Here is an 18,632-nt window from a genome sequence, read left to right as displayed (position 1 = left end):
ATCAGGTGTCTTTCGGGTCACGACCCGCATATGACAGGCGCGTGCTGTGTGATCGGCGGCTACGGCATCATTCGATGAGCCAGACCGGACATGGATATTGGCGCCGGTTTTTCAAATGATGCCGGGACACGGCTGGCGATGTGGGCTGGTTTGATGCCAGCTCGCTAAACCTCTTCATCGGCGTGGCATATCGAGGCCGCACCAGGCGCCCTGTCGCGACGACGATCCAACAGAAAAGGCCGGCATCGCGCCGGCCTTCTTTGATCATTGACGCGATTTTGTCGGCGCCTTGCCAATCAGCTGCTAGAAACGCACGTACAATCCGGCAAATACGTTGATGGGATTGGCATACTTGCGTCGCGGATCGTCCGGGCTCTCACCCGCATCGACCGTGTACTGATCGTTCAGCCAATTGGTGAGGTTCACGGAGAATGACATCTTCTTGACGCCCATATCCCGGGCGAGCGCGTCGGGCACGTCGTACTTGGCATAAGCGCTGGTCGAGACATGATCGTCGATCTTGTAGAACGCATCATCGTAAAGACCCACGTAATACGCCGAGGTGTAGCTCCCTGAAATACCACCGGACCAGCCGTGATATTTCACGCGCAGCCCGAGCGAATCGGTATTGCGCGGCGACTGCTCCGGCGGCTGGGCGTTATCACTGTAGTAGGCGTTCAGATATCCGACGTTGGCGAAACCGGACAACCAACCGGTGAATGCATAGCTGTTTTCCAGTTCCACGCCCTGATTGACACGGCCGCCCGAGTTGACCAGCTGACTGAACGACGCTGATCCGCGCCGGAACGACTGGGAGCGGATATAGCTCAGATAATGGGTTTCAAACAGCGTCAGCCGCCCGCTCCACGGCCCCTTGTCCCAGATCGTGCCGACCTCGTAGCTATCAGCTTCTTCCGGCGCCAGATCGGTATTGAATCGGCCGGAATAGAACTGGTTGTACCCCGGCGGCTTGAACGAGCGCGTGTAGTTGCCGTAGACGTTCCAGCCCTGGATCAACTCGTAGTTCAGACCGAGCGACGGCAGGAGCCGGTTGTAAGACACCGCGCTGTGCTCGTCATAAAGGTTGTTATAGAAATCGCGATCAATCCAGGCATATTTCAGGCCGGGCGTGATCGTCAGTTTGTCAAAAGGCCGGATTTCGACTTCGACGTAAGGCTGTGCCGTGCTGTTCTTGACGGTTTCGCTGTAGCGTGGCCCGAGCGGCGCCCCCTTCCCGTTTTTCGTCCTGACGGCATAACGGTCGCTCAAGTGCAGCGTATCCTGATAACTCCAGTAGACGCCGGTCTTGAACGTCGCATATTTCGTATCGTAAGCGAACTTGAAGATATTGCCGATCCGGTGCTCGTTGTGTCGGCTCTTGACCTGGTAGATGTTGTTGTCGTCGTCCGACGACGCCGAGCCACCGTAGCCATTGGCATGGTAGTAATAAACCTGGTTCGAGGCGTGAATATTGCCTTGATTTATCTCGTATTTGGCGTACGTCCGGTTATTATAGAATTTATTGTAGTTGTAGCCAAAGTAGTAGATTGACTCCGGTTTTTCGTTATACCCGTTGTAGCGTTTGCCGAATTTCCTCTCTTCCGTACCGGTGATGCCGCGATAGTAGTTGTAACTCTGATCGGTGCTGTGGAAATAGAGCGTGAGCTTGCCAAGAGGCAGCTTGCTCATTGTCTTGAGCGTGACGTCGTTGCGGAATTTGGTATTGGTGTGGTCGTAATAACCATCCCCATCACGCGCCGACAGGCTCAGGATCGCCGAGGTGGAGTCGTGTAGAAACCAGCCGGTATTGACCTGGGCCCCGTATTGCTTGGCATGGAATGAACCCGCCCCGACATAGGGCTGGACGTAGAAGTCGGGCTGTGGATCCTTGGTATGGATGGCGATCGTGCCGCCAAAGTTACTCAGGCCGGGCGTCGATGCCGCGCCCGCACCCGGGATCACATCGATACTGCTGATCGCGTAATTGTTCGTGATGTCATTCGTGTAGACCGAGCCGTCGTCCGACGAATTGACCGGAATCCCATCGATCAGTAATCCGAGATGGCTCTGGTCGAAACCACGCAAGCGGTAAGTGCTGCCGCTGTCGTTGGACCCGGAATGCGAACGATAGAAATTCGGCTGATTCGTCAGCGCGGCCGCGAAATCCTCGGTTGGCGAGGTCGCATCCTGGATCTCGGCCTGTGTGACCGTCGTGATCGTCTTTGTTGACTCGGGCACCTGCGCCTGTCCGGTCAACAGTTTCATCAACTGTGATTGGCCGGTCACGTCGACCGTATCCAAAGTCGTCGTACTCATCGTGGTCGCCGCGGCCGCGGGTGCCGCGGCGGCCGGCGCCACCTCGGTGCCACCCTGGTCGGACGCGGCCGCCACGGGCGCCGCTGTCGCAGCCGCGCCGTTATCGTCGTTCGGCGCGGCGATTGCCGGCAGGGATAAAGCCGTTCCTACCCCCCACACCGCAAGCGCCAGCATCGCCGGCTTGCGTTCAAAATCAGTCATCTTTTCCCCCTAGAAGCTACCCCGCGGTGCGTTGCAGCCGTTCAACAGACAAACCGCACGACCGACGCATTCGGCCGCGGCGTCTGCAAAAGTAGCTGCAATTTGTGAACCATTTATTGCGATATCGCGGGCTTCCGCCGGCGCGCTCAACGCCACTTTCGGGCGTTATCCCGATATCTCGCGACAGGTGCCTAGCGCCTGTTAACACGTCCCGCGTGCGCCGCGCCGGCGCTCATTTTTTTGCAAGAGCAAGGCATCGGGCGCGTACGGCCCTCATTCTGGCGTCGCAAACGACAACGCCGGATTGCGCAAAAAATGACCGCCGTCCCGTCGGGTTGTGCCCAAAAACCCGCCATGCGGCCACGTGCGACGTGTTATGAATCCGGCACCAAAACAGCTGGCGACGTCAGCTGTTTTCAACGCCATCGAAAGAAACGCCGGGACTTGTCCGTCTTTTTATTTGCAATGGCTTCACGGCCGTTGGCCGTGGCGCGCGTGTTTTCGCACACGCGCGTTATCAACCCGAGAAATCGTCTATTTTTATGCCGGGTTCATAACAGGCCCTAGATGGCATGTATCTGGCCTAACGGAATAAAACAACGCAACGGGTTGCATGACACATGCACGTCACAATCGCTTGGTCAACTGACCGGCGCTCGACCGCCGGGTCGAGATCGCCTTGGGGACTAAAGGAGAAGGCATGCACGGAATGATCGAGCGACGCCTCGGATGCACCTTTTTGATGCTCGGCATCCTGCTGGCTCCGAGCGGCGGTGCGCTGGCGGCGACCGCACCTTCGGCCGTTCACGGTCAGGATCCGCATCTGATGGGCGATCGCTATCAGCAGGCCAGCGCCGAGGCCATGGCGCTGCAGATCCAGGCCTACAACTTCGCGACCCGGCAGCTCGATACGCTCCTGGCGACCCATCACGGACCGCGCCCACCGGCCGTGGTGCTCGATCTCGACGAGACCGTGCTGGACAATTCGGCTTATCAGGCCGCGGCGGTTCGCGATGGTTTTTCCTTCCCGACACATTGGGATGACTGGGTACGAGCGGCCCGCGCACCGCTGATACCCGGCGCGCGGGCTTTTCTCGAACATGCCGACGCCCGGGGGGTGGCGATCTACTATGTCTCGAATCGCAAGCAGGCCAATCAAACGGCAACGATCGCCAATCTGGCACGTTGGCACCTGCCCCAGGCGACGGCGGCCCATGTCCGGCTCAAAGGGCCACCGAAGGCCCAGCGACGTAGTGCCATCGCGCAGGACCACGACATCCTGTTGCTCATCGGCGATACGTTGCATGACTTCGATGCCGAGTTTGCCGGCACCTCGCTCGCGGCACAGCGTCAGGCCGTGACGCGCCTGCGCGGTGCCTTCGGCACCCGTTTCATTGTCATGCCAAACGCCATGTACGGCAGCTGGAGCGAGGCCCAGCTGCAGGCTTGGCGGCCGCCGACCGACGAGCCCGCCCACGCCGGCGGCACAGCCGAGAACAAGCTGGAAGAAACGATCCATCGACACGCCGAGGATGCGTATGCCGACTGAGCTGCTCGTTCGGTGGCCCCGACGTCGACGTGTCGCCGGATTTCTCTTGTGTGTCGCTGCACAGGTCGGCGTCGTCCACGCCGATACACCGGCGCCAGCGGTACAGCCGGCCGATCAGCTCCAGATCGTCGAGAGCGTGCCGACCGGGACCGACTACGGCGCCGCGGGCGTGGCCCGCACGCCCGCGGTCTGGCAGGCGATGATCGCCGGCGCGAAACAACGTATCGATATTGCGGCGTTCTATGTCGCCGACAAGAACGGCGAAGCACTGAAACCAATCATGCACGCGCTGGCCGAACGCGCCCGCGCCGGTGTCCGGATTCGTATCCTGACCGGGCCTACGTTCGGCAAGGAGACCGCGGCAAGCCTGGCACCACTGGCCCGACTGGATCACGTGACCGTGCGTACGCTACCGGTCGATGCATTGACCGGCGGCGTTCTGCACGCGAAGTATTTCGTGGTCGACGGACGTGAGACATTCATCGGCAGCGCGAACTGGGACTGGCGCGCCATGGACCAGATTCACGAGATCGGTACGCGAATCCGTAGCCCACGACTGGCCCGCACGGTGGCGCGTGTCTTCGACTTCGACTGGCGTCTGGCCGCCGACGGCGATCTGCCGGCCGCCCGCAAGCGCGCCGCAACGCCGCCGGATTTCACGCCGGTGACGATGGCCGCGCCGATCCGGCTAAACGATGGCGGCACCGCGTTCGTTGCCTTCTCCCCGCCGGCACTGGTGCCCGACTGGGCGACACCGGAAACCGATGCCCTCACCCACCTGATCGGATCGGCCCGACACGATCTGCGCATACAGGTGATGACTTTTTCCGCGATCAACGAGTACACGCCCGCCGGATACTGGTCTTCACTGGACAGCGCGATCCGGAACGCGGCGGCACGTGGTGTAAACGTGCACATCATCGTCGCCGACTGGGCGTTGCGCGAGCCGATGCAGGCCTATCTGAAAAGCCTGACCGTGCTCCCGAACATGACCGTGAAATACAGCCATGTCCCCGAGGCGGCACGCGGGTTCATCCCCTATGCACGCGTCGAGCATGCCAAGTATGCCGTGGCCGATGACGACACTGTCTATGTCGGCACCGGCAACTGGACGAAGAGCTACTTCACCGCGAGTCTGGATGTCGGCGTCTTCGCGCACGATCATAGCGCCGCGCGGACGTTGGCTGCCATCTTCACGCACGACTGGCACAGCAAATACGTCACCACGCTCCAACCCGGCCAGCACTACGACCCGCCGCGTACCCACTGAGTCGTAGGCAGACATGGGCGCCGCCGCGACGTGTCGGCCGATGTCGCGCCCGGGTGTGTGCCCGCCGATTGCCGACAATCGGGCGATGCACGGCACGCCACCCGTGCGATCCGGACGGCGCGCCTGACCGTGCGTCGTAGCGCATTAGAAATCGTAGCGCAGACGGACCCAGTTCTCGTCCGGCAGATCGTCGCTTGTCTGGGTGAAAGTCCGTTCGATATCGATGCGCCAACCTGCCGCGAGCATCAGGCTGGTCCCGATGTATTCGTGCGTGCTCTGGTAGCGATTGCCGCTGGTGCGTTGCAGGCGATCGGCGGCGATATAGGGCTTGGTCGACTTCAGGATGCCAAGGGGCGTGGCGAACTCGCGAGACAGATACGCCTCGATGCCGTAGGCATCCCGCGCGAGATAGTCCGAAAGGGCCGGACGGCCGGCAGGAACGAAGTTACGGTAATACCCGCCGCCGATCGCCCCGTACCACCGGCCCGGTGTCCAGAGCAGCCCGAGACCGGCGAGCTGCTGGCCTTTCTCGACCCGCTCGTCCCGCCCGGCCCGTGGTTGCTTCAGATTCGCTCGGGTATATGTGTAGGCCGCGGAGAGTTCGAGCGCGTCGTTGATGTGATAGTTGAGCGCAATGGCGCCGCCGAAATCGCGACTGTATTCCGGTCCACCACCCGGTACGTCCAGCGTATCGGATGGCAGGATCGCACTCAGATAGAAATCGAGATTGCCGAGACGATTGAAATAATTGACCAGACGGCGACCGCGATAGGAGCCATCGTAATCGGCATTGACGCCGTTGGACGGCCCCTGGGCTTGCATGTCGTCGTCCCAGACGTCGGTCTTGACCCCCACCGTGTCGTAATAAATGCTGTTCTGCTTGCCGATCGACAACTCGCCCCACTTGTCGCTGTGTAGTGCGATGTAGCGCTGGCGCGTGGTCAGTCGGCGGTCACTGCCATCGTAGTGGTTCGCAGCACCGAGCAGATGAAATGTATCCACGCCCGGCTCGTAATACGCCTTGAAATACGTGTTCGGGTCGATCCGGTACGTGCCGGTGAAACGAAAGCGCGTCCCGCCGTCGTAGATCTTGTGTCGATAGCTGCCGTCGTCGATCGCCCCCATGCGATTGACGTACTGCCAGCGAATGCTGCCGCCCACCTGAATATCGATCCGGTTCAGCCAGTCGCCGACGGCGTCTCCTTTCTTGACCGTGATTTCGGCCAGCGCGGATGCCGGCACGCCCAGCCCTCCCAAGGCGAGCGCGGCGTATAGCGCCGCGCAAGATAAACGAGTCGGTGTCATCTTCGGTTTCGTATTCTTGGTTCTTCATTGAGCGTCGTGCAGCCGCGCATCGATATGACGCGCGGCCGTTTTCCACGTCTGCGACGTGCCGCGAGAATGCGATCTCAAGGGGCCAGCGGATACGCCGCCGGGGGCTGTCGGTCCTCGAGTACGGCTTCGAGGTTGGATACAGCCAATTCGGCCATCGCCGCTCGGGTTTCGTGCGTGGCCGAGCCGATATGGGGCAGCACCACCACATTATCGAGGGCCAGCAGTGGCGACTCCGCCGGCAGGGGTTCGGTCTCGAACACATCAAGCCCCGCGGCCTTGATCGTATTCGTGCGCAGTGCGTCGACGAGCGCGGCTTCGTCGACCACCCCGCCACGACCGATATTGACGAAAAAGCTCTCCGCGCCCATGCGCTCGAAGGCCTGTCGCCCGAACATGCCAGCGGTGCGATCGCTCAAGGGCAGCGTCGAACACACGATGTCGGATTCGCTCAGCAGCGTGTCCAGCGGCTGCCACTCGGCGCCGAGCTCCGCATCGATATCCGAATGGCCGGAGCGATTGTGATATCGCACCGTCATCCCGAAGCCGGCCGCGCCGCGTCGCGCAATCGCCTGACCGATGCGCCCCATCCCCACGATCCCGAGCCGCTTGTGATGAACATCGCTGCCGTAATGCGCCGGCCCGATACCGCCCGTCCATTCGCCGCGCCGCACGAGATTGGACAGCTCCACGCCGCGACGCGCCGTGGCCAGGATCAACAGCAGGGCAGTGTCGGCGACCGTCTCGGTCAACACATCGGGGGTATGGCACAGCACGATACCCCGCTCGGCCGTGCTGGCAAGGTCATAATTGTCGACGCCGACGGACACGCTCGAGACCACTTCGAGATTGCTCGCGCGACGAAGCAGATCACCGCCGAGCGGTACGCTCGCTCCGATCAGCCCGTGTGCGTCCGGCAACGCGGCGAGGAAATCCGGATCCTGCGTGATGTCGGCACGGTCGGAGAAATCCCGAACCTCGTAGCGGGCACGCAGTCGTTCGAGTAGTGCGTCGTCCAGTGACTTGTAGACGAGAACAGTCTTAGAGGGCATGACGAAAGCCTTGATTGGGTGAATAGCGATCGGAGTCCGTTACGGATGGCGGCTGGCGGCCGGACGTGTTCGGCGTGGCATCAGCTTCGGTTGCCGGACGGACCAGCAGGCTCAACACGGCGGCAGCGATCATGGCCAGACCCATGGTCAGATAGCCCGGTGCGGAGCTGCCGGCGATGCCGTTGACCACGCCCACGCCGTAGCTGCCAGCGAACCCGCCGAGTGCGCCGATGGAATTGACCAGTGCGATCGCCCCGCCTGCGACGTTGCGCGGCAACAGTTCGGGGATGATCGCGAAGAAGGGACCATAGGGCGCGTACAGACCGAAACCGGCGACGATCAACAGCGTGTAGGACCAGGCGAAATGAGCCGGCCCCAGGGCATACGAGCCGATGAACGCCGCGCCCGCGATGGCCAACGGCGGCCAGACGAAATGACGCCGGTTCAGCACGCGGTCCGACCCCCAGGAAATGACGAGCATGCCGACGACCGCTGCCACATACGGGCCGGCCGACAGCCATCCCGTATGCACCATATCCACGTGCTGGGCATTCCGGATGATCGAGGGCAGCCACAGCACGAACCCGTAGATACCGATGCTCCAGCAGAAATACTGGACACACAGCAGCCATACACGGCGGTCCCGAAAGGCTTCTGCATAATTCTTCACCTCTTTGAGATCACCCTGTTCGGCGCGTAGCCGCTCTTCGATCGCCTCGGTCTCGGCGTCCGAGAGCCAGCCGGCATCACGCGGCCGATCGGAGACCGTGAACCACCAGACCACGGCCCACGCGAGCCCGGGCAGACCTTCGATGATGAACATCAAGCGCCAGTCGCCGTGGCCGACCAGATAACCCGACAACACCGACATCCAGAGAATAGTCGCCGGGTTCCCGAGGATGAGAAACGTATTGGCGCGCGAGCGTTCGGCGCGTGTGAACCAGTGGCTGAGATAGACCAGCATGGCGGGCATGACCGCGGCTTCCGTCACCCCGAGAAGGAAACGGATCGCGGCCAGCAGACCGATATTGGAAACCAGCCCCGTGGCCGTCGCGAGCGCGCTCCAGGCCACCAGACAGGCAAAGATCAACCGGCGCGCACTGCGACGCTCCGCGTAGATCGTCCCCGGAATCTGGAAAAAGAAATATCCGAGGAAGAACAGCGAGCCAAGCAATGCCGAAATCCCGGGCGTGATTCCCAAATCTTCGGCCATGCCACCCGCTGCGGCGAAACCGTAATTGGCCCGGTCGACATACGCAAGGCTATAGGTGATGAAAACGGTGGGCATGAGAACCCACCAGCGCTTGGGCGATAATGTAGTGGACACGATCTCCTCCGTCCTTTCGTCAATACCTGTACACGGCAATTCTTGAATTCAGCGCGCGATCTCGACGCGCCTCGGCAGACCATCGAAATCACCGGGGCGCGTGACCACGCGGGCACCGAACTCAGCGCCACGCGCCGCGGCCTCGTCTGGCGTGAGCCCGTCGAGACGCGCGCTGATGTAGCCGACCGCAAAACCATCCCCGGCCCCGACGGTGTCCACCACGCGCGACACGGCCCTCGGGCGGACCGAGCCGGAAGCCGTCGCGGTCTGCCAGAACGCCCCCTGCGCACCGTGCTTGATGACGACCTCCGACACACCGGCCGACAGATAGAAGCGCGCGATGTCCTCGGCATTCCGGCTGCCGACCAGCACCTTGGCCTCGTCGAGCCCGGGCAATACCCAGTCCGCTGCCCGGGCCAGCGCATTGACGCGGGCACGCATTTGCGCGGTACTCGCCCACAGACTCGGGCGCAGGTTGGGGTCGAACGAGACCGTCCCGCCGCTCGCACGCATCGCGCGAACCGCTTCATGACAGGCCTGGTAAGCGGACTCGCTGATCGCGGCCGTAATCCCCGTCAGATGCAGATGATCGATCCCGCCAAAGGCGATATCCGCCAGATCGGCCGGGCAGAGCGTGGTCGCAGCCGAGTCACGACGGAAGTATTCGACGGTCGGATCCTGGCCGTCGTCGCAGCGCGACTTGAGCTGGAATCCGGTCGGCCGGTCGTCGACGACGCGGACATTGCCGCAATCGATGCCTTCCTGCTCGAGTGCGCTGACGATGAATCGGCCGAGCGCATCGTCACCGACGCGACTGGTCCAGACGACGTCGAAATCCAGCCGCGCCAGGCCGATCGCCACGTTCGAGTCCGCGCCGGCCAGCCGCCGTGTGAAGTGCGCGACCTCGTCCAGCGGGCCGGCTGCATCGGCGGCGAACATCACCATGCTCTCGCCCATGCAGGCGATCCGGCGCGACCGCGGATCAAACACGCCCCGGATACCGCTCGAACCCGAAATATCGCGCAATCGAGACTTGCGATCGAGGTCTGTATTTTTTCGGGCATCCACCGTAAACTACACCTGAATGGGACCGGTTCCATAGGTTCAAACTACGCGCTGAACCGAGCACTCGATATTCGACGATCGATGTATTCCGACAATCATCCATCGACCGACCCGCTGTGCCACGCGTGATCGCCTACCCGGGTCCGTGCCCCGTATCAGACCCATCCACCGTGTCGCGGTGAGGCTTTTCCCAACGGGTGACAACGCATGTCGTTTCCGATCAAACCGGACCCCGGGCGACGACGCTTCGTCGGCCATTCCCTGCTCGCACTGACCGCCGTCGGCCTCGGTTCGACGGGCGCGCTGGCCGCACGTCTGGATACGCGCCCACCGGCCCTGGATCGCTATCAGCCGGTCTTCTTCAAAGCCGATGAATGGCGTTTCATCAAGGCCGCCGTGGATCGACTGATTCCCGCCGACGACACCGGTCCGGGCGCACTCGAGGCGAATGTGCCGGTCTTTCTGGATCTGCAGCTGGCCAGCGATTACGGCGAAGCGGCCAGCTGGTACATGCAGGGTCCGTTCGTGCCGGACGCCCCGTCGGTCTTCGGCTATCAGTTGCCCTATACCCCGGCCGAACTCTATCGCGCGGCCATCGCAGCCATCGACGCCCACTGCCGCAAGGCCCATGGCGATGCCTTCGCGGCGCTGACGACCGCCGATCAGGAACACGTGCTCTCGTCGCTGGAAAACGGCGACATCCAGCTGCCCGACACCGATCGCGGACCGTTGCCGGCGCGCTCGTTCTTCGGTTTTCTGCTGAAGAACACCAAGGAAGGTTTTCTGGCCGATCCCATCTACGGCGGTAACAAGCACATGGTCGGCTGGAAGATGCTCGGCTTTACCGGTGCCCGGGCGAGCTTCCGCGAGTGGGTCGATCAGTATGACCGGCCGTATCCACTCGGCCCCGTCAGCCTGTCCGGCGAGATCAGCCGATGAGCGCCCGCAGTCGAACTGCCGACGATCCGAGTGCCGTCGCGACTCGTCGCCCGGCGCGGCGCCGGTCGATCGCCGTCGTGGCCACGGCGATACCGCTCGCCATGGTCATCAGCGTGCTGGCATTCGCCAACCCGGCGGGCCCCGGCGATCCGGCCTCCCGAAGCCCCGCGGCAAAACCGGACAAGGCACTCGTCGCCCAGGGCGCCTATCTGGCCCGCATGGGCGATTGCACGGCCTGCCACACCGCGCCGGGCGGCAAGCCGTTTGCCGGCGGACTGGCCATCGAAAGCCCGTTCGGCGCGATCTACTCGACCAACATCACGCCCGACAAGGCAACAGGCATCGGCAACTACACCCGGGATGAGTTCGCTGCCGCGTTGCGCAAGGGCATTCGAGCCGACGGCAAACGCCTGTATCCGGCCATGCCGTACCCGGCCTATGCCTCGATCAGCGACCACGACATCGATGCGCTCTATGCCTACTTCATGCACGGCGTCGCGCCCGTGCATCATCAGCCGCAGCAGACCGACCTCGGGTTCCCCTTCAACCAGCGCTGGACCCTGATGTTCTGGGACTGGATGTTCGCCGGCACGCCGAGAAGCGCGCCGGCACCGGACGGCCATGATGCGGTCGCACGCGGCCGGTATCTCGTGCAGGGGCTCGGTCATTGTGGCAGTTGCCATACGCCGCGCGGTCTGGCTTTCCAGTCCAAGGCACTCGACGATGGCGACCCGGCGTTTCTGAGCGGCGCGGAACTCAACGGCTGGCTCGCCCCGTCGCTGCGCGGCAAGCGCACGAGTAGCGAAGCCACTGCTGGCGACGGGCTGGGCGGCTGGAGCCACGAAGACATCGTGAATTATCTCGCCACCGGCCGGAACGCGCATGCCGCCGTGGCCGGCGAGATGAAAAGCGTGGTAGAGCACAGCACCTCGCACCTGAACGATGCCGATCTCAACGCGATCGCGGCCTATCTGAAGACGCTGCCCAGCCATCGGGCCAAGCCGGACCAGGTCGGCTCGAACAGCAGCGACGCCCGGGACACGACGCAGCGCCTGACCAAGGCCACCGATCTTTCCCACGGCGGCCGGCTGTATCTGGACAACTGTGGGGCCTGTCATTTTGCCGACGGACGCGGTGCCAAGACCGTGTTTCCGGTGCTCGACGGCAACTCGCTGATCAACGCCGACAACCCGACCGGGCTGATTCACGTCATTCTGGCCGGCGCCCAGCTGCCGTCGACGCCCGGCGCGCCGGAAAGCCTGATGATGCCCGGTTTTGCCTGGCGTCTGAACGACCAGGATGTCGCGACACTGGCCACCTTCCTGCGTCAGGCCTGGGGCAACAAGGCCTCGAAGGTCACGGCCCGACAGGTGGCTGACGTCCGCAAGAAGCTTGGCCCCGACGATATGCATGGCAACGGACCGGACGATCCGTATCCCGGCCTGCAGATGCACGCTGATGCAGAGGACGATTAACGTGGTGATGAAAAAGAAACCCGTCGATGTGGTCATCATCGGCCTTGGCTGGTCCGGCTCTCTCATGGGCATGGAAATGACCGATGCCGGACTCGACGTGCTCGCGCTGGAGCGCGGCAATGATCGAACCAAGAAGGATTTTCTCTATCCGAAACCGGCCGATGAGCTGAAGTACGGCGTACGGCTGTCGCTCATGCAGGAGCCGCGCACCGACGGCGTGACGATGCGCCGTAACACGCAAGAGAATGCCCTGCCCCAGCGCCACTGGACCACCTTTCATCCGGGCACGGGCGTGGGCGGCTGTGGCGCGCACTGGACCGGCGTGCTCTATCGCGCGACACCGACCGAACTGACGATGAAGTCGTTCGCCGAGAAGACGTTTCCGCAAGGCTTTCTGCCCGAGGACATGCAACTGCAGGATCACGGTGTCACCTACGAGGAACTGGAACCGCATTACGACTTCTTCGAGAAGATCGCCGGGCTCTCCGGGCAGGCCGGCAACCTCAAGGGCGAGAAGATCAAGGGCGGCAATCCGTTCGAGGGGCCGCGGCAGAATCCGTTTCCGCTGCCGCCGCTGCCCCGCACCCTCACCGATACGCTGTTCACCGAAGCGACCGAGTCGCTGGGCTATCACCCGTACCCGTATCCGTCGGCCAACGCCTCGCAGTCGTGGACCAATCCGTACGGAATGCAACTCGGGCCGTGCAATTTCTGTGGTTTCTGCAGCAATTACGGCTGCCTGAACTATTCCAAGGCCTCGCCGCAGACCTGCGTGCTCGATGCCCTCAAGCAACGCCAGAATTTCAGCTATCGCACGAACAGCGATGTGCGTCGTATCAACAAGAGTGCCGATGGCAAGACCGTCACCGGTGTGACCTACATCGACGGCGACGGCAACGAGGTCTTCCAGCCCGCCAAGATGGTCTTTCTGTGCTCGTTCACCCTGTCCAACGTGCGCCTGCTGCTGCTGTCCGATATCGGCAAGCCGTACGACCCGGCAACGGGCACCGGCGTCGTCGGTCGCAACTTCACTTATCAGATCACCGGCTCGGCGGATCTGTACTTCAAGCATCACCAGTTCAATCCGTTCATCAACGCCGGCGGCAGTGGGCAGGTCATCGACGATTTCGCCCCGGATGCCTTCGACACCCAGAAACACGGCTTCATCGGCGGCTCGTACATCTACACGACCCAAGGCCCGGGCGGCGCCATCAACGGCATACGCGTCTCACCGGACACCCCGGCCTGGGGCAGCGCGTGGAAACGCCAGGCCGCTGCGGAATACGGACATCACATGATGATCGGCACCACCGGGTCGAACATGGCCTACCGTGACTGCTATCTGGATCTCGATCCGACCTATCGCGATCCCCACGGCGATCCCCTGCTTCGCATGACCTATGACTGGCATGACAATGACATGCGCATGACCGAGTTCATGGGCGATCGGATCCGCGATATCGTCAAGAAGCTCGGCCCGGATTACCACACCACCAGTTTCCATCAGGTCGGTGACCACTTCGATCCATCGAAATATCAGTCGACACATCTGACCGGCGGTGCCGTCATGGGCACCGATCCCAACACCTCCGTGGTCAATCGCTATCTGCAGCACTGGGATGCCCATAATCTGTTCGTGATCGGGGCGACCAACTTCCCGCAGAACATGATGCACAACCCGACCGGCACGGTCGGCGCGCTGACGTTCTGGGCCGCCAAGAAGATTCGAAGCGACTATCTCGACAATCCCGGCCCGCTGATGTGACCGCGCGACCCGTCGGCGCACCGTGCCCGGCGGGCTGATGATCGACAGAGAGGCCGTCGGCAGCACCTGCCGTATTGCGCAGACGCGACGGTGTACCGCACGCGGCATCGATACCCGATGCCGCGCTTTACCCGCAGTTTCTAATAAGGCTTATTAGCCGCAGGCTCTACCCGTGACAGGCCACCGATGCGTACGCTGGAAGGCCTGATCACGACGGTCGGCGACGCGCGATCGACATGGCCGCCGGATACCGGCGATGCGCTCGAGAGCGATCGGCATGCCGGCACCGCGTCTGGATATCCGATGATCCACTCCATCGCGTCACGCCGAGCCGTCATTCAAGAGGAGTCTGCTGGACATGAACCCGACCTACGATTTTTCCGGCCGTACCGCATTCGTCACCGGCGCAGCCCGAGGCATGGGGCTGGCCGCTGCCACGGGCTTTGCCGAAGCCGGCGCCAACGTCGCCCTCGTCGACCGTGATCCGGATGAGCTGGAAACCGTTGTCGCCCGATTCACCGAGGCCGGCCACAAAGCGATCGGCATCACCTGCGACGTGACCGAGGAAAGTCAGGTCAAGCAGGCGGTCGAGCGCGCCGTGGCCGAATTCGGCAGCCTCGACATGGCCTTCAACAATGCCGGCATCCAGGCCGATGCGACCGAGCTCGCCGATATCTCGCTGGACGATTTCGACCATATGCAGTCGATCAACCTGCGCGGCATCTTCGCCTGCATGAAGTACGAACTCATCCAGATGCGCGAGCAGGAGTCCGGCGCCATCGTCAACAACAGTTCGCTCGGCGGTTTCGTGGGCGTGCCGGGGCGTGCGACCTATCATGCCGCCAAGCACGGCGTGCACGGCCTGACCAAGACCGCCGGTCTCGATTACGCGGCCCGCGGCATCCGCGTGAACGCCGTCGCCCCCGGCATCATCGACACGCCGATGGTCGCCGACATGAAGAACGCCGAAGAAGGCGTCATCGAGGACATGATGCGCGACGTGCCGATCAAGCGACTCGGCCGGGCCGAGGAAGTCGCCGCCGCCGTGCTCTGGCTGTGCAGTGATGCGTCCAGCTTCGTGGTCGGCCATGTGATCGCCGTGGACGGCGGCTATGTCGCACGCTGATCGCATGGCGACGCTCGAAGCCGCCGATACGGCCATCGTCTTCGCTGATCTGCAGCCCGCGCTGGTGCACAAGAGCCGCACCCACTCGGGCGAGGCGATCGCGGCAGGCGCCGAAGCGCTGGCCCGGGCTGCGGATGTGTTGGCGTGCCCGATGCTCTTCAGCCTGGTGGGCGTCGACGGCAAGCCGGCGCAGCACTTGCCCGAGCTGGCCGCCCACGCACGCCAGGCGAACAGCTTCACGCGGACGGTGGCGCGGCCGTTCGACGATGCCGACTTCGCCACGGCATTGACGGCCACCGGCCGCGGGACCCTCGTCATCGCCGGTTATTCGAGCGAGGCCGTGCTCCAGTATCTGGCCCTCGACGGCATCGCCCGCGGCTATCGCATCGTGGTCGCGATCGAGGCCTGCGGCGGGCGCTCGGCACGGGCCGAAGCGGCCGCGCTACGCCGTATCGAGCGCGCCGGTGCGATCGTCACCTCAGTCGCCGACATCCTGCAATCGGCCGAGCCGGATATGGCCAGCCCCCGCGGCCAGAGCATATTCGGCATCGTGCACGATTTCATGGGCAAGGACGTCTGAACCGACGGTCGCTGCGAGTGATGATCGTCATTTTCTTCCACGCCTAAGGACCATCCGCATGCAATACAGAAACCTGGGCCGGACCGGACTGAAGGTCAGCCCGCTCACGCTCGGCACCATGAACTTCGGTGAGCTGACCGACGCGAAGGAATCGTTTCGCATCATGGATGCCGCCCTCGATGGCGGCATCAACCACTTCGATACAGCCGATGTCTATGGCGGCCCGCAGAGCCCGGACATGGACAAGGGCTACGGTATTTCCGAAGAGATCATCGGCCAATGGCTGGCCCAGACCGGCAAGCGCGACCGGATCGTGCTGGCCACGAAGGTCTATCAGCCGATGGAGACCGGCCCCAATGATCGCGGCCTGTCGGCCTTCCATATCCGCCGCGCCTGCGAAGCCAGCCTGAAACGGCTCGGCACCGACCATATCGATCTGTACCAGATGCACCACGTCGATCGGAATACGCCGTGGGAGGAGATCTGGCAGGCCATGGAACAGCTCGTCCGCGAAGGCAAGATCAGCTACGTCGGCAGCAGCAACTTCGCGGCCTGGAACGTGGTCAGCGCCCAGTGTGCCGCCCAGGCACGGCATTTTCTCGGGCTGGTATCCGAACAGAGCCTGTACAACCTCACCCAGCGCACGATCGAGCTGGAAATGATCCCGGCGCTGCGTGCCTACGGGATCGGCCTCATTCCGTGGAGTCCGATCGGCCAGGGCCTGCTGGCCGGTGCGCTCGGCAAGTACAAGGAAGGCCGGCGCAGCGGTGACCGCATGGACGAAAAGCTCGAACAACTGCGTCCGCAGGTCGAGGCCTATGAGACGCTCTGCGACGAAATCGGCGCCGCGCCGGCCCAGGTCGCGCTCGCCTGGCTGCTGCACAATCCGGTCGTCACCGCGGCCATCGTCGGCCCGCGCAAGATCGAGCATCTGCAACAGAACCTTGAGGCGATCGATCTGGAACTCTCGGCCGACACGCTCGCCCGACTCGATGAGATCTGGCCCGGTCCCGGCGGCGAAGCGCCAATGGCCTATGCCTGGTAGGCCACAGGCGTGACGACGCGCCGGCCCCCGGATCGCCGTGCATCGATAACGCATGGCAAGTCCGCGTCGGCGCGTTGATCCGGTCTCCGACGCGGTGGGTACTGTATGCCGCCGCATCGGCCTCGCTACCCGCCGCGGGGACCGCCTCTATCCCCGTCGCCGTGCCAGTCGCCGGTCATCGACATCAAAAGAGCTTGCGTCGGTGTGACTCGGGCGTGTCCTTGCCGGGCCCACCCGAAGCCTTGGCGATAGCGTTGCCGGCCGCGCGTTTTCCAGCGTGACGACGACAGGACCCTTCTGAATCACCTGCTTTTCAAAGACGCCGCGACAAGGTGCGAGCGTCGCCCCGCCTGGCCGGCAGCCCACGCGCGACCGTGCAAATCGCACGCCACACACGTCTGCCCTGGCCGGCCGCATCCAGGCCGGCGGCGCGACGCTCTATCTCGTGACGACGCATCCGAGGGTCTGTTGATGTGTCGTGCGAGTCCGCGTCAAGTGCGCCCTGAAATGGAAGATGGGCCGCGACTCGCGCCTTGCAGGACTCCATTTGTGGCACCAACACGGCGCTCCAACGAGACATCAACACGCCCTAGTGACGCGCGCCGATATCGCGCGGACGATGTCCGAACATCTGGCGGAATGCGGTCGCGAAATTCGCCGCCTCGCCGTAACCGGCGACCCCGGCAGCCGTACTCACGCTGGCCCCGTCGCGGGCGAGTGCCTGGAACGCCGCGTACAGGCGCCGCCGTCGCATGAAACGCTGCGGACTCATGCCGTATAACGCCCGAAAATGTCGCTGCAGACTGGCACGGCTCATGCCGATCCGGCGGGCCAGCCTCTCCAAGCAGATCGGCTGATGTGCGTTGTCGCGAACGAGGGCATCGAGGCGCGTCGCGCGCTTGAGTGCCGTGTCCGCCACATCACGTCGCGCCGCCTGCTCGAGCAATACCGGCCACGCTTCGGCGATCAGACTCCAGGCCAGGTTCTCGCGATAGACCGTGGACACCGGCGTATCGCGCGTGACGGGTCCGAACACGCCTGCCGCCTCGGCGCATAACGCCGCCGAGGGTTGCCAGCCGCGAATCTCGAGACCGCCATCGCACAGGCCGTCGGTCGGCTGCGAGTGACGTCGATCGGCCAGCAGCGCCAATCGTCTTTCCAGCCAGTCGCCCGGCAGCGTGAGTGTGAGGCTGCATTCGGTCGTATCGGCACGCGCCCGACGATCGAAACGCACTGGTTCTCGCACGTCCACGCAATAGCCGCGTCGATCACCGGGCATGGCCGGGAGCGCCCGACCGTCGAAACACACATCGATCGGCCCGCCCAGCAGCAGAATCAGTTTGATCCCCGGCGCCACCTCGGCGCTGCAGCGCATGTCGCAGCGATTGGTGACACGCGCATGTCGCAACAGGATGCCGCCCGGCAGCGTCGCGACATCGAAATGCCCCGACAACGGCGGCTGGCCGGCAGACCCGTGCAACGCATAGTGGCGGCCGAGCGTTGCCGCGTGCCGGGCCAGCTCGGCGGTGTCGATGAGCCGATCCGTACCGGGGGAACGCGGAAGTATCGACATGTTGAGCTTTTTCCAAA

General features: G+C 63.3%; 14 protein-coding genes. 8 read left to right on the top strand and 6 right to left on the bottom strand.

Going from position 1 to position 18,632, the window contains the following annotated elements; genetic code table 11:
• Positions 1–303: 303 nt before the first annotated feature.
• A complete protein-coding gene (locus tag D3260_RS03560) occupies positions 304–2,517 on the bottom strand; it encodes a TonB-dependent receptor (protein WP_120097179.1) in 2,214 nt (737 codons plus the stop codon).
• Positions 2,518–3,217: 700 nt separating this feature from the next.
• Here D3260_RS03560 and D3260_RS03555 point away from each other — a divergent pair.
• The gene (locus tag D3260_RS03555; RefSeq protein WP_120097178.1) at positions 3,218–4,066 is read left to right on the top strand and encodes a 5'-nucleotidase, lipoprotein e(P4) family; all 849 of its coding nucleotides are present in this window, start codon (positions 3,218–3,220) and stop codon (positions 4,064–4,066) included.
• 46 nt (positions 4,067–4,112) lie between these two features.
• Positions 4,113–5,336 (top strand): phospholipase D-like domain-containing protein, encoded by a 1,224-nt coding sequence (locus D3260_RS03550; RefSeq protein ID WP_233543935.1) that lies wholly within the window; start codon positions 4,113–4,115, stop codon positions 5,334–5,336.
• A 144-nt stretch (positions 5,337–5,480) separates the two neighbouring features.
• Here D3260_RS03550 and D3260_RS03545 read toward each other — a convergent pair whose 3' ends face one another.
• From D3260_RS03545 to D3260_RS03530, 4 genes are all read right to left on the bottom strand, one after another.
• On the bottom strand, positions 5,481–6,641 hold the full coding sequence (locus tag D3260_RS03545) for a porin (protein WP_147418098.1): 1,161 nt from the start codon (positions 6,639–6,641) through the stop codon (positions 5,481–5,483).
• Between the two features lie 104 nt (positions 6,642–6,745).
• Positions 6,746–7,720 (bottom strand): D-glycerate dehydrogenase, encoded by a 975-nt coding sequence (locus D3260_RS03540; RefSeq protein ID WP_120097175.1) that lies wholly within the window; start codon positions 7,718–7,720, stop codon positions 6,746–6,748.
• Positions 7,710–9,050: an MFS transporter gene (locus tag D3260_RS03535; RefSeq protein WP_120097249.1), complete on the bottom strand. Its 1,341-nt coding sequence runs from the start codon at positions 9,048–9,050 to the stop codon at positions 7,710–7,712. The genes D3260_RS03540 and D3260_RS03535 overlap by 11 nt, the downstream gene beginning before the upstream one ends.
• Positions 9,051–9,095: 45 nt before the next feature.
• Positions 9,096–10,004: a sugar kinase gene (locus D3260_RS03530; RefSeq protein ID WP_120097248.1), complete on the bottom strand. Its 909-nt coding sequence runs from the start codon at positions 10,002–10,004 to the stop codon at positions 9,096–9,098.
• A gap of 315 nt (positions 10,005–10,319) precedes the next feature.
• Here D3260_RS03530 and D3260_RS03525 point away from each other — a divergent pair, with 315 nt between their 5' ends.
• The 6 genes from D3260_RS03525 (at position 10,320) to D3260_RS03500 (ending at position 17,042) form a co-directional block, all read left to right on the top strand.
• Positions 10,320–11,051: a gluconate 2-dehydrogenase subunit 3 family protein gene (locus D3260_RS03525; RefSeq protein ID WP_120097174.1), complete on the top strand. Its 732-nt coding sequence runs from the start codon at positions 10,320–10,322 to the stop codon at positions 11,049–11,051.
• Positions 11,048–12,526, top strand: a complete 1,479-nt coding sequence (locus D3260_RS03520) for a cytochrome c (RefSeq protein WP_199671340.1) — start codon at positions 11,048–11,050, stop codon at positions 12,524–12,526. Before D3260_RS03525 ends, D3260_RS03520 begins: the two co-directional genes overlap by 4 nt.
• On the top strand, positions 12,510–14,291 hold the full coding sequence (locus D3260_RS03515; RefSeq protein WP_233543934.1) for a GMC family oxidoreductase: 1,782 nt from the start codon (positions 12,510–12,512) through the stop codon (positions 14,289–14,291). Before D3260_RS03520 ends, D3260_RS03515 begins: the two co-directional genes overlap by 17 nt.
• Positions 14,292–14,649: 358 nt before the next feature.
• Complete coding sequence (locus D3260_RS03510; protein WP_120097173.1) at positions 14,650–15,417, top strand: SDR family NAD(P)-dependent oxidoreductase; 768 nt, start codon at positions 14,650–14,652, stop codon at positions 15,415–15,417.
• The gene (locus D3260_RS03505; protein ID WP_120097172.1) at positions 15,404–15,997 is read left to right on the top strand and encodes an isochorismatase family protein; all 594 of its coding nucleotides are present in this window, start codon (positions 15,404–15,406) and stop codon (positions 15,995–15,997) included. Before D3260_RS03510 ends, D3260_RS03505 begins: the two co-directional genes overlap by 14 nt.
• Positions 15,998–16,055: 58 nt before the next feature.
• Positions 16,056–17,042: an aldo/keto reductase gene (locus D3260_RS03500; RefSeq protein ID WP_120097171.1), complete on the top strand. Its 987-nt coding sequence runs from the start codon at positions 16,056–16,058 to the stop codon at positions 17,040–17,042.
• A gap of 589 nt (positions 17,043–17,631) precedes the next feature.
• On the opposite strand, the gene D3260_RS03495 is transcribed toward D3260_RS03500, so the two are convergent.
• Positions 17,632–18,615 carry an AraC family transcriptional regulator gene (locus D3260_RS03495; protein WP_120097170.1) on the bottom strand — a complete coding sequence of 328 codons (984 nt, stop codon included), beginning with the start codon at positions 18,613–18,615 and terminating at the stop codon, positions 17,632–17,634.
• Positions 18,616–18,632 lie beyond the last annotated feature (17 nt).

This window comes from Salinisphaera sp. Q1T1-3 (genome assembly GCF_003602005.1).
Taxonomy (GTDB): Bacteria; Pseudomonadota; Gammaproteobacteria; order Nevskiales; family Salinisphaeraceae; genus Salinisphaera.
The sequence above is the reverse complement of the archived record's forward strand: the minus strand, read 5'-3'. Positions and strand labels throughout refer to the sequence as shown.

What these genes read in the sequence shown, in the direction of transcription:
- D3260_RS03560 (WP_120097179.1), bottom strand. Translation starts at nt 2,517, where the DNA reads ATGACTGATTTTGAACGCAAGCCGGCGATGCTGGCGCTTGCGGTGTGG.
- D3260_RS03555 (WP_120097178.1), top strand. Translation starts at nt 3,218, where the DNA reads ATGCACGGAATGATCGAGCGACGCCTCGGATGCACCTTTTTGATGCTC.
- D3260_RS03545 (WP_147418098.1), bottom strand. Translation starts at nt 6,641, where the DNA reads ATGACACCGACTCGTTTATCTTGCGCGGCGCTATACGCCGCGCTCGCC.
- D3260_RS03540 (WP_120097175.1), bottom strand. Translation starts at nt 7,720, where the DNA reads ATGCCCTCTAAGACTGTTCTCGTCTACAAGTCACTGGACGACGCACTA.
- D3260_RS03530 (WP_120097248.1), bottom strand. Translation starts at nt 10,004, where the DNA reads ATGGGCGAGAGCATGGTGATGTTCGCCGCCGATGCAGCCGGCCCGCTG.
- D3260_RS03525 (WP_120097174.1), top strand. Translation starts at nt 10,320, where the DNA reads ATGTCGTTTCCGATCAAACCGGACCCCGGGCGACGACGCTTCGTCGGC.
- D3260_RS03520 (WP_199671340.1), top strand. Translation starts at nt 11,048, where the DNA reads ATGAGCGCCCGCAGTCGAACTGCCGACGATCCGAGTGCCGTCGCGACT.
- D3260_RS03515 (WP_233543934.1), top strand. Translation starts at nt 12,510, where the DNA reads ATGCAGAGGACGATTAACGTGGTGATGAAAAAGAAACCCGTCGATGTG.
- D3260_RS03510 (WP_120097173.1), top strand. Translation starts at nt 14,650, where the DNA reads ATGAACCCGACCTACGATTTTTCCGGCCGTACCGCATTCGTCACCGGC.
- D3260_RS03505 (WP_120097172.1), top strand. Translation starts at nt 15,404, where the DNA reads ATGTCGCACGCTGATCGCATGGCGACGCTCGAAGCCGCCGATACGGCC.
- D3260_RS03500 (WP_120097171.1), top strand. Translation starts at nt 16,056, where the DNA reads ATGCAATACAGAAACCTGGGCCGGACCGGACTGAAGGTCAGCCCGCTC.
- D3260_RS03495 (WP_120097170.1), bottom strand. Translation starts at nt 18,615, where the DNA reads ATGTCGATACTTCCGCGTTCCCCCGGTACGGATCGGCTCATCGACACC.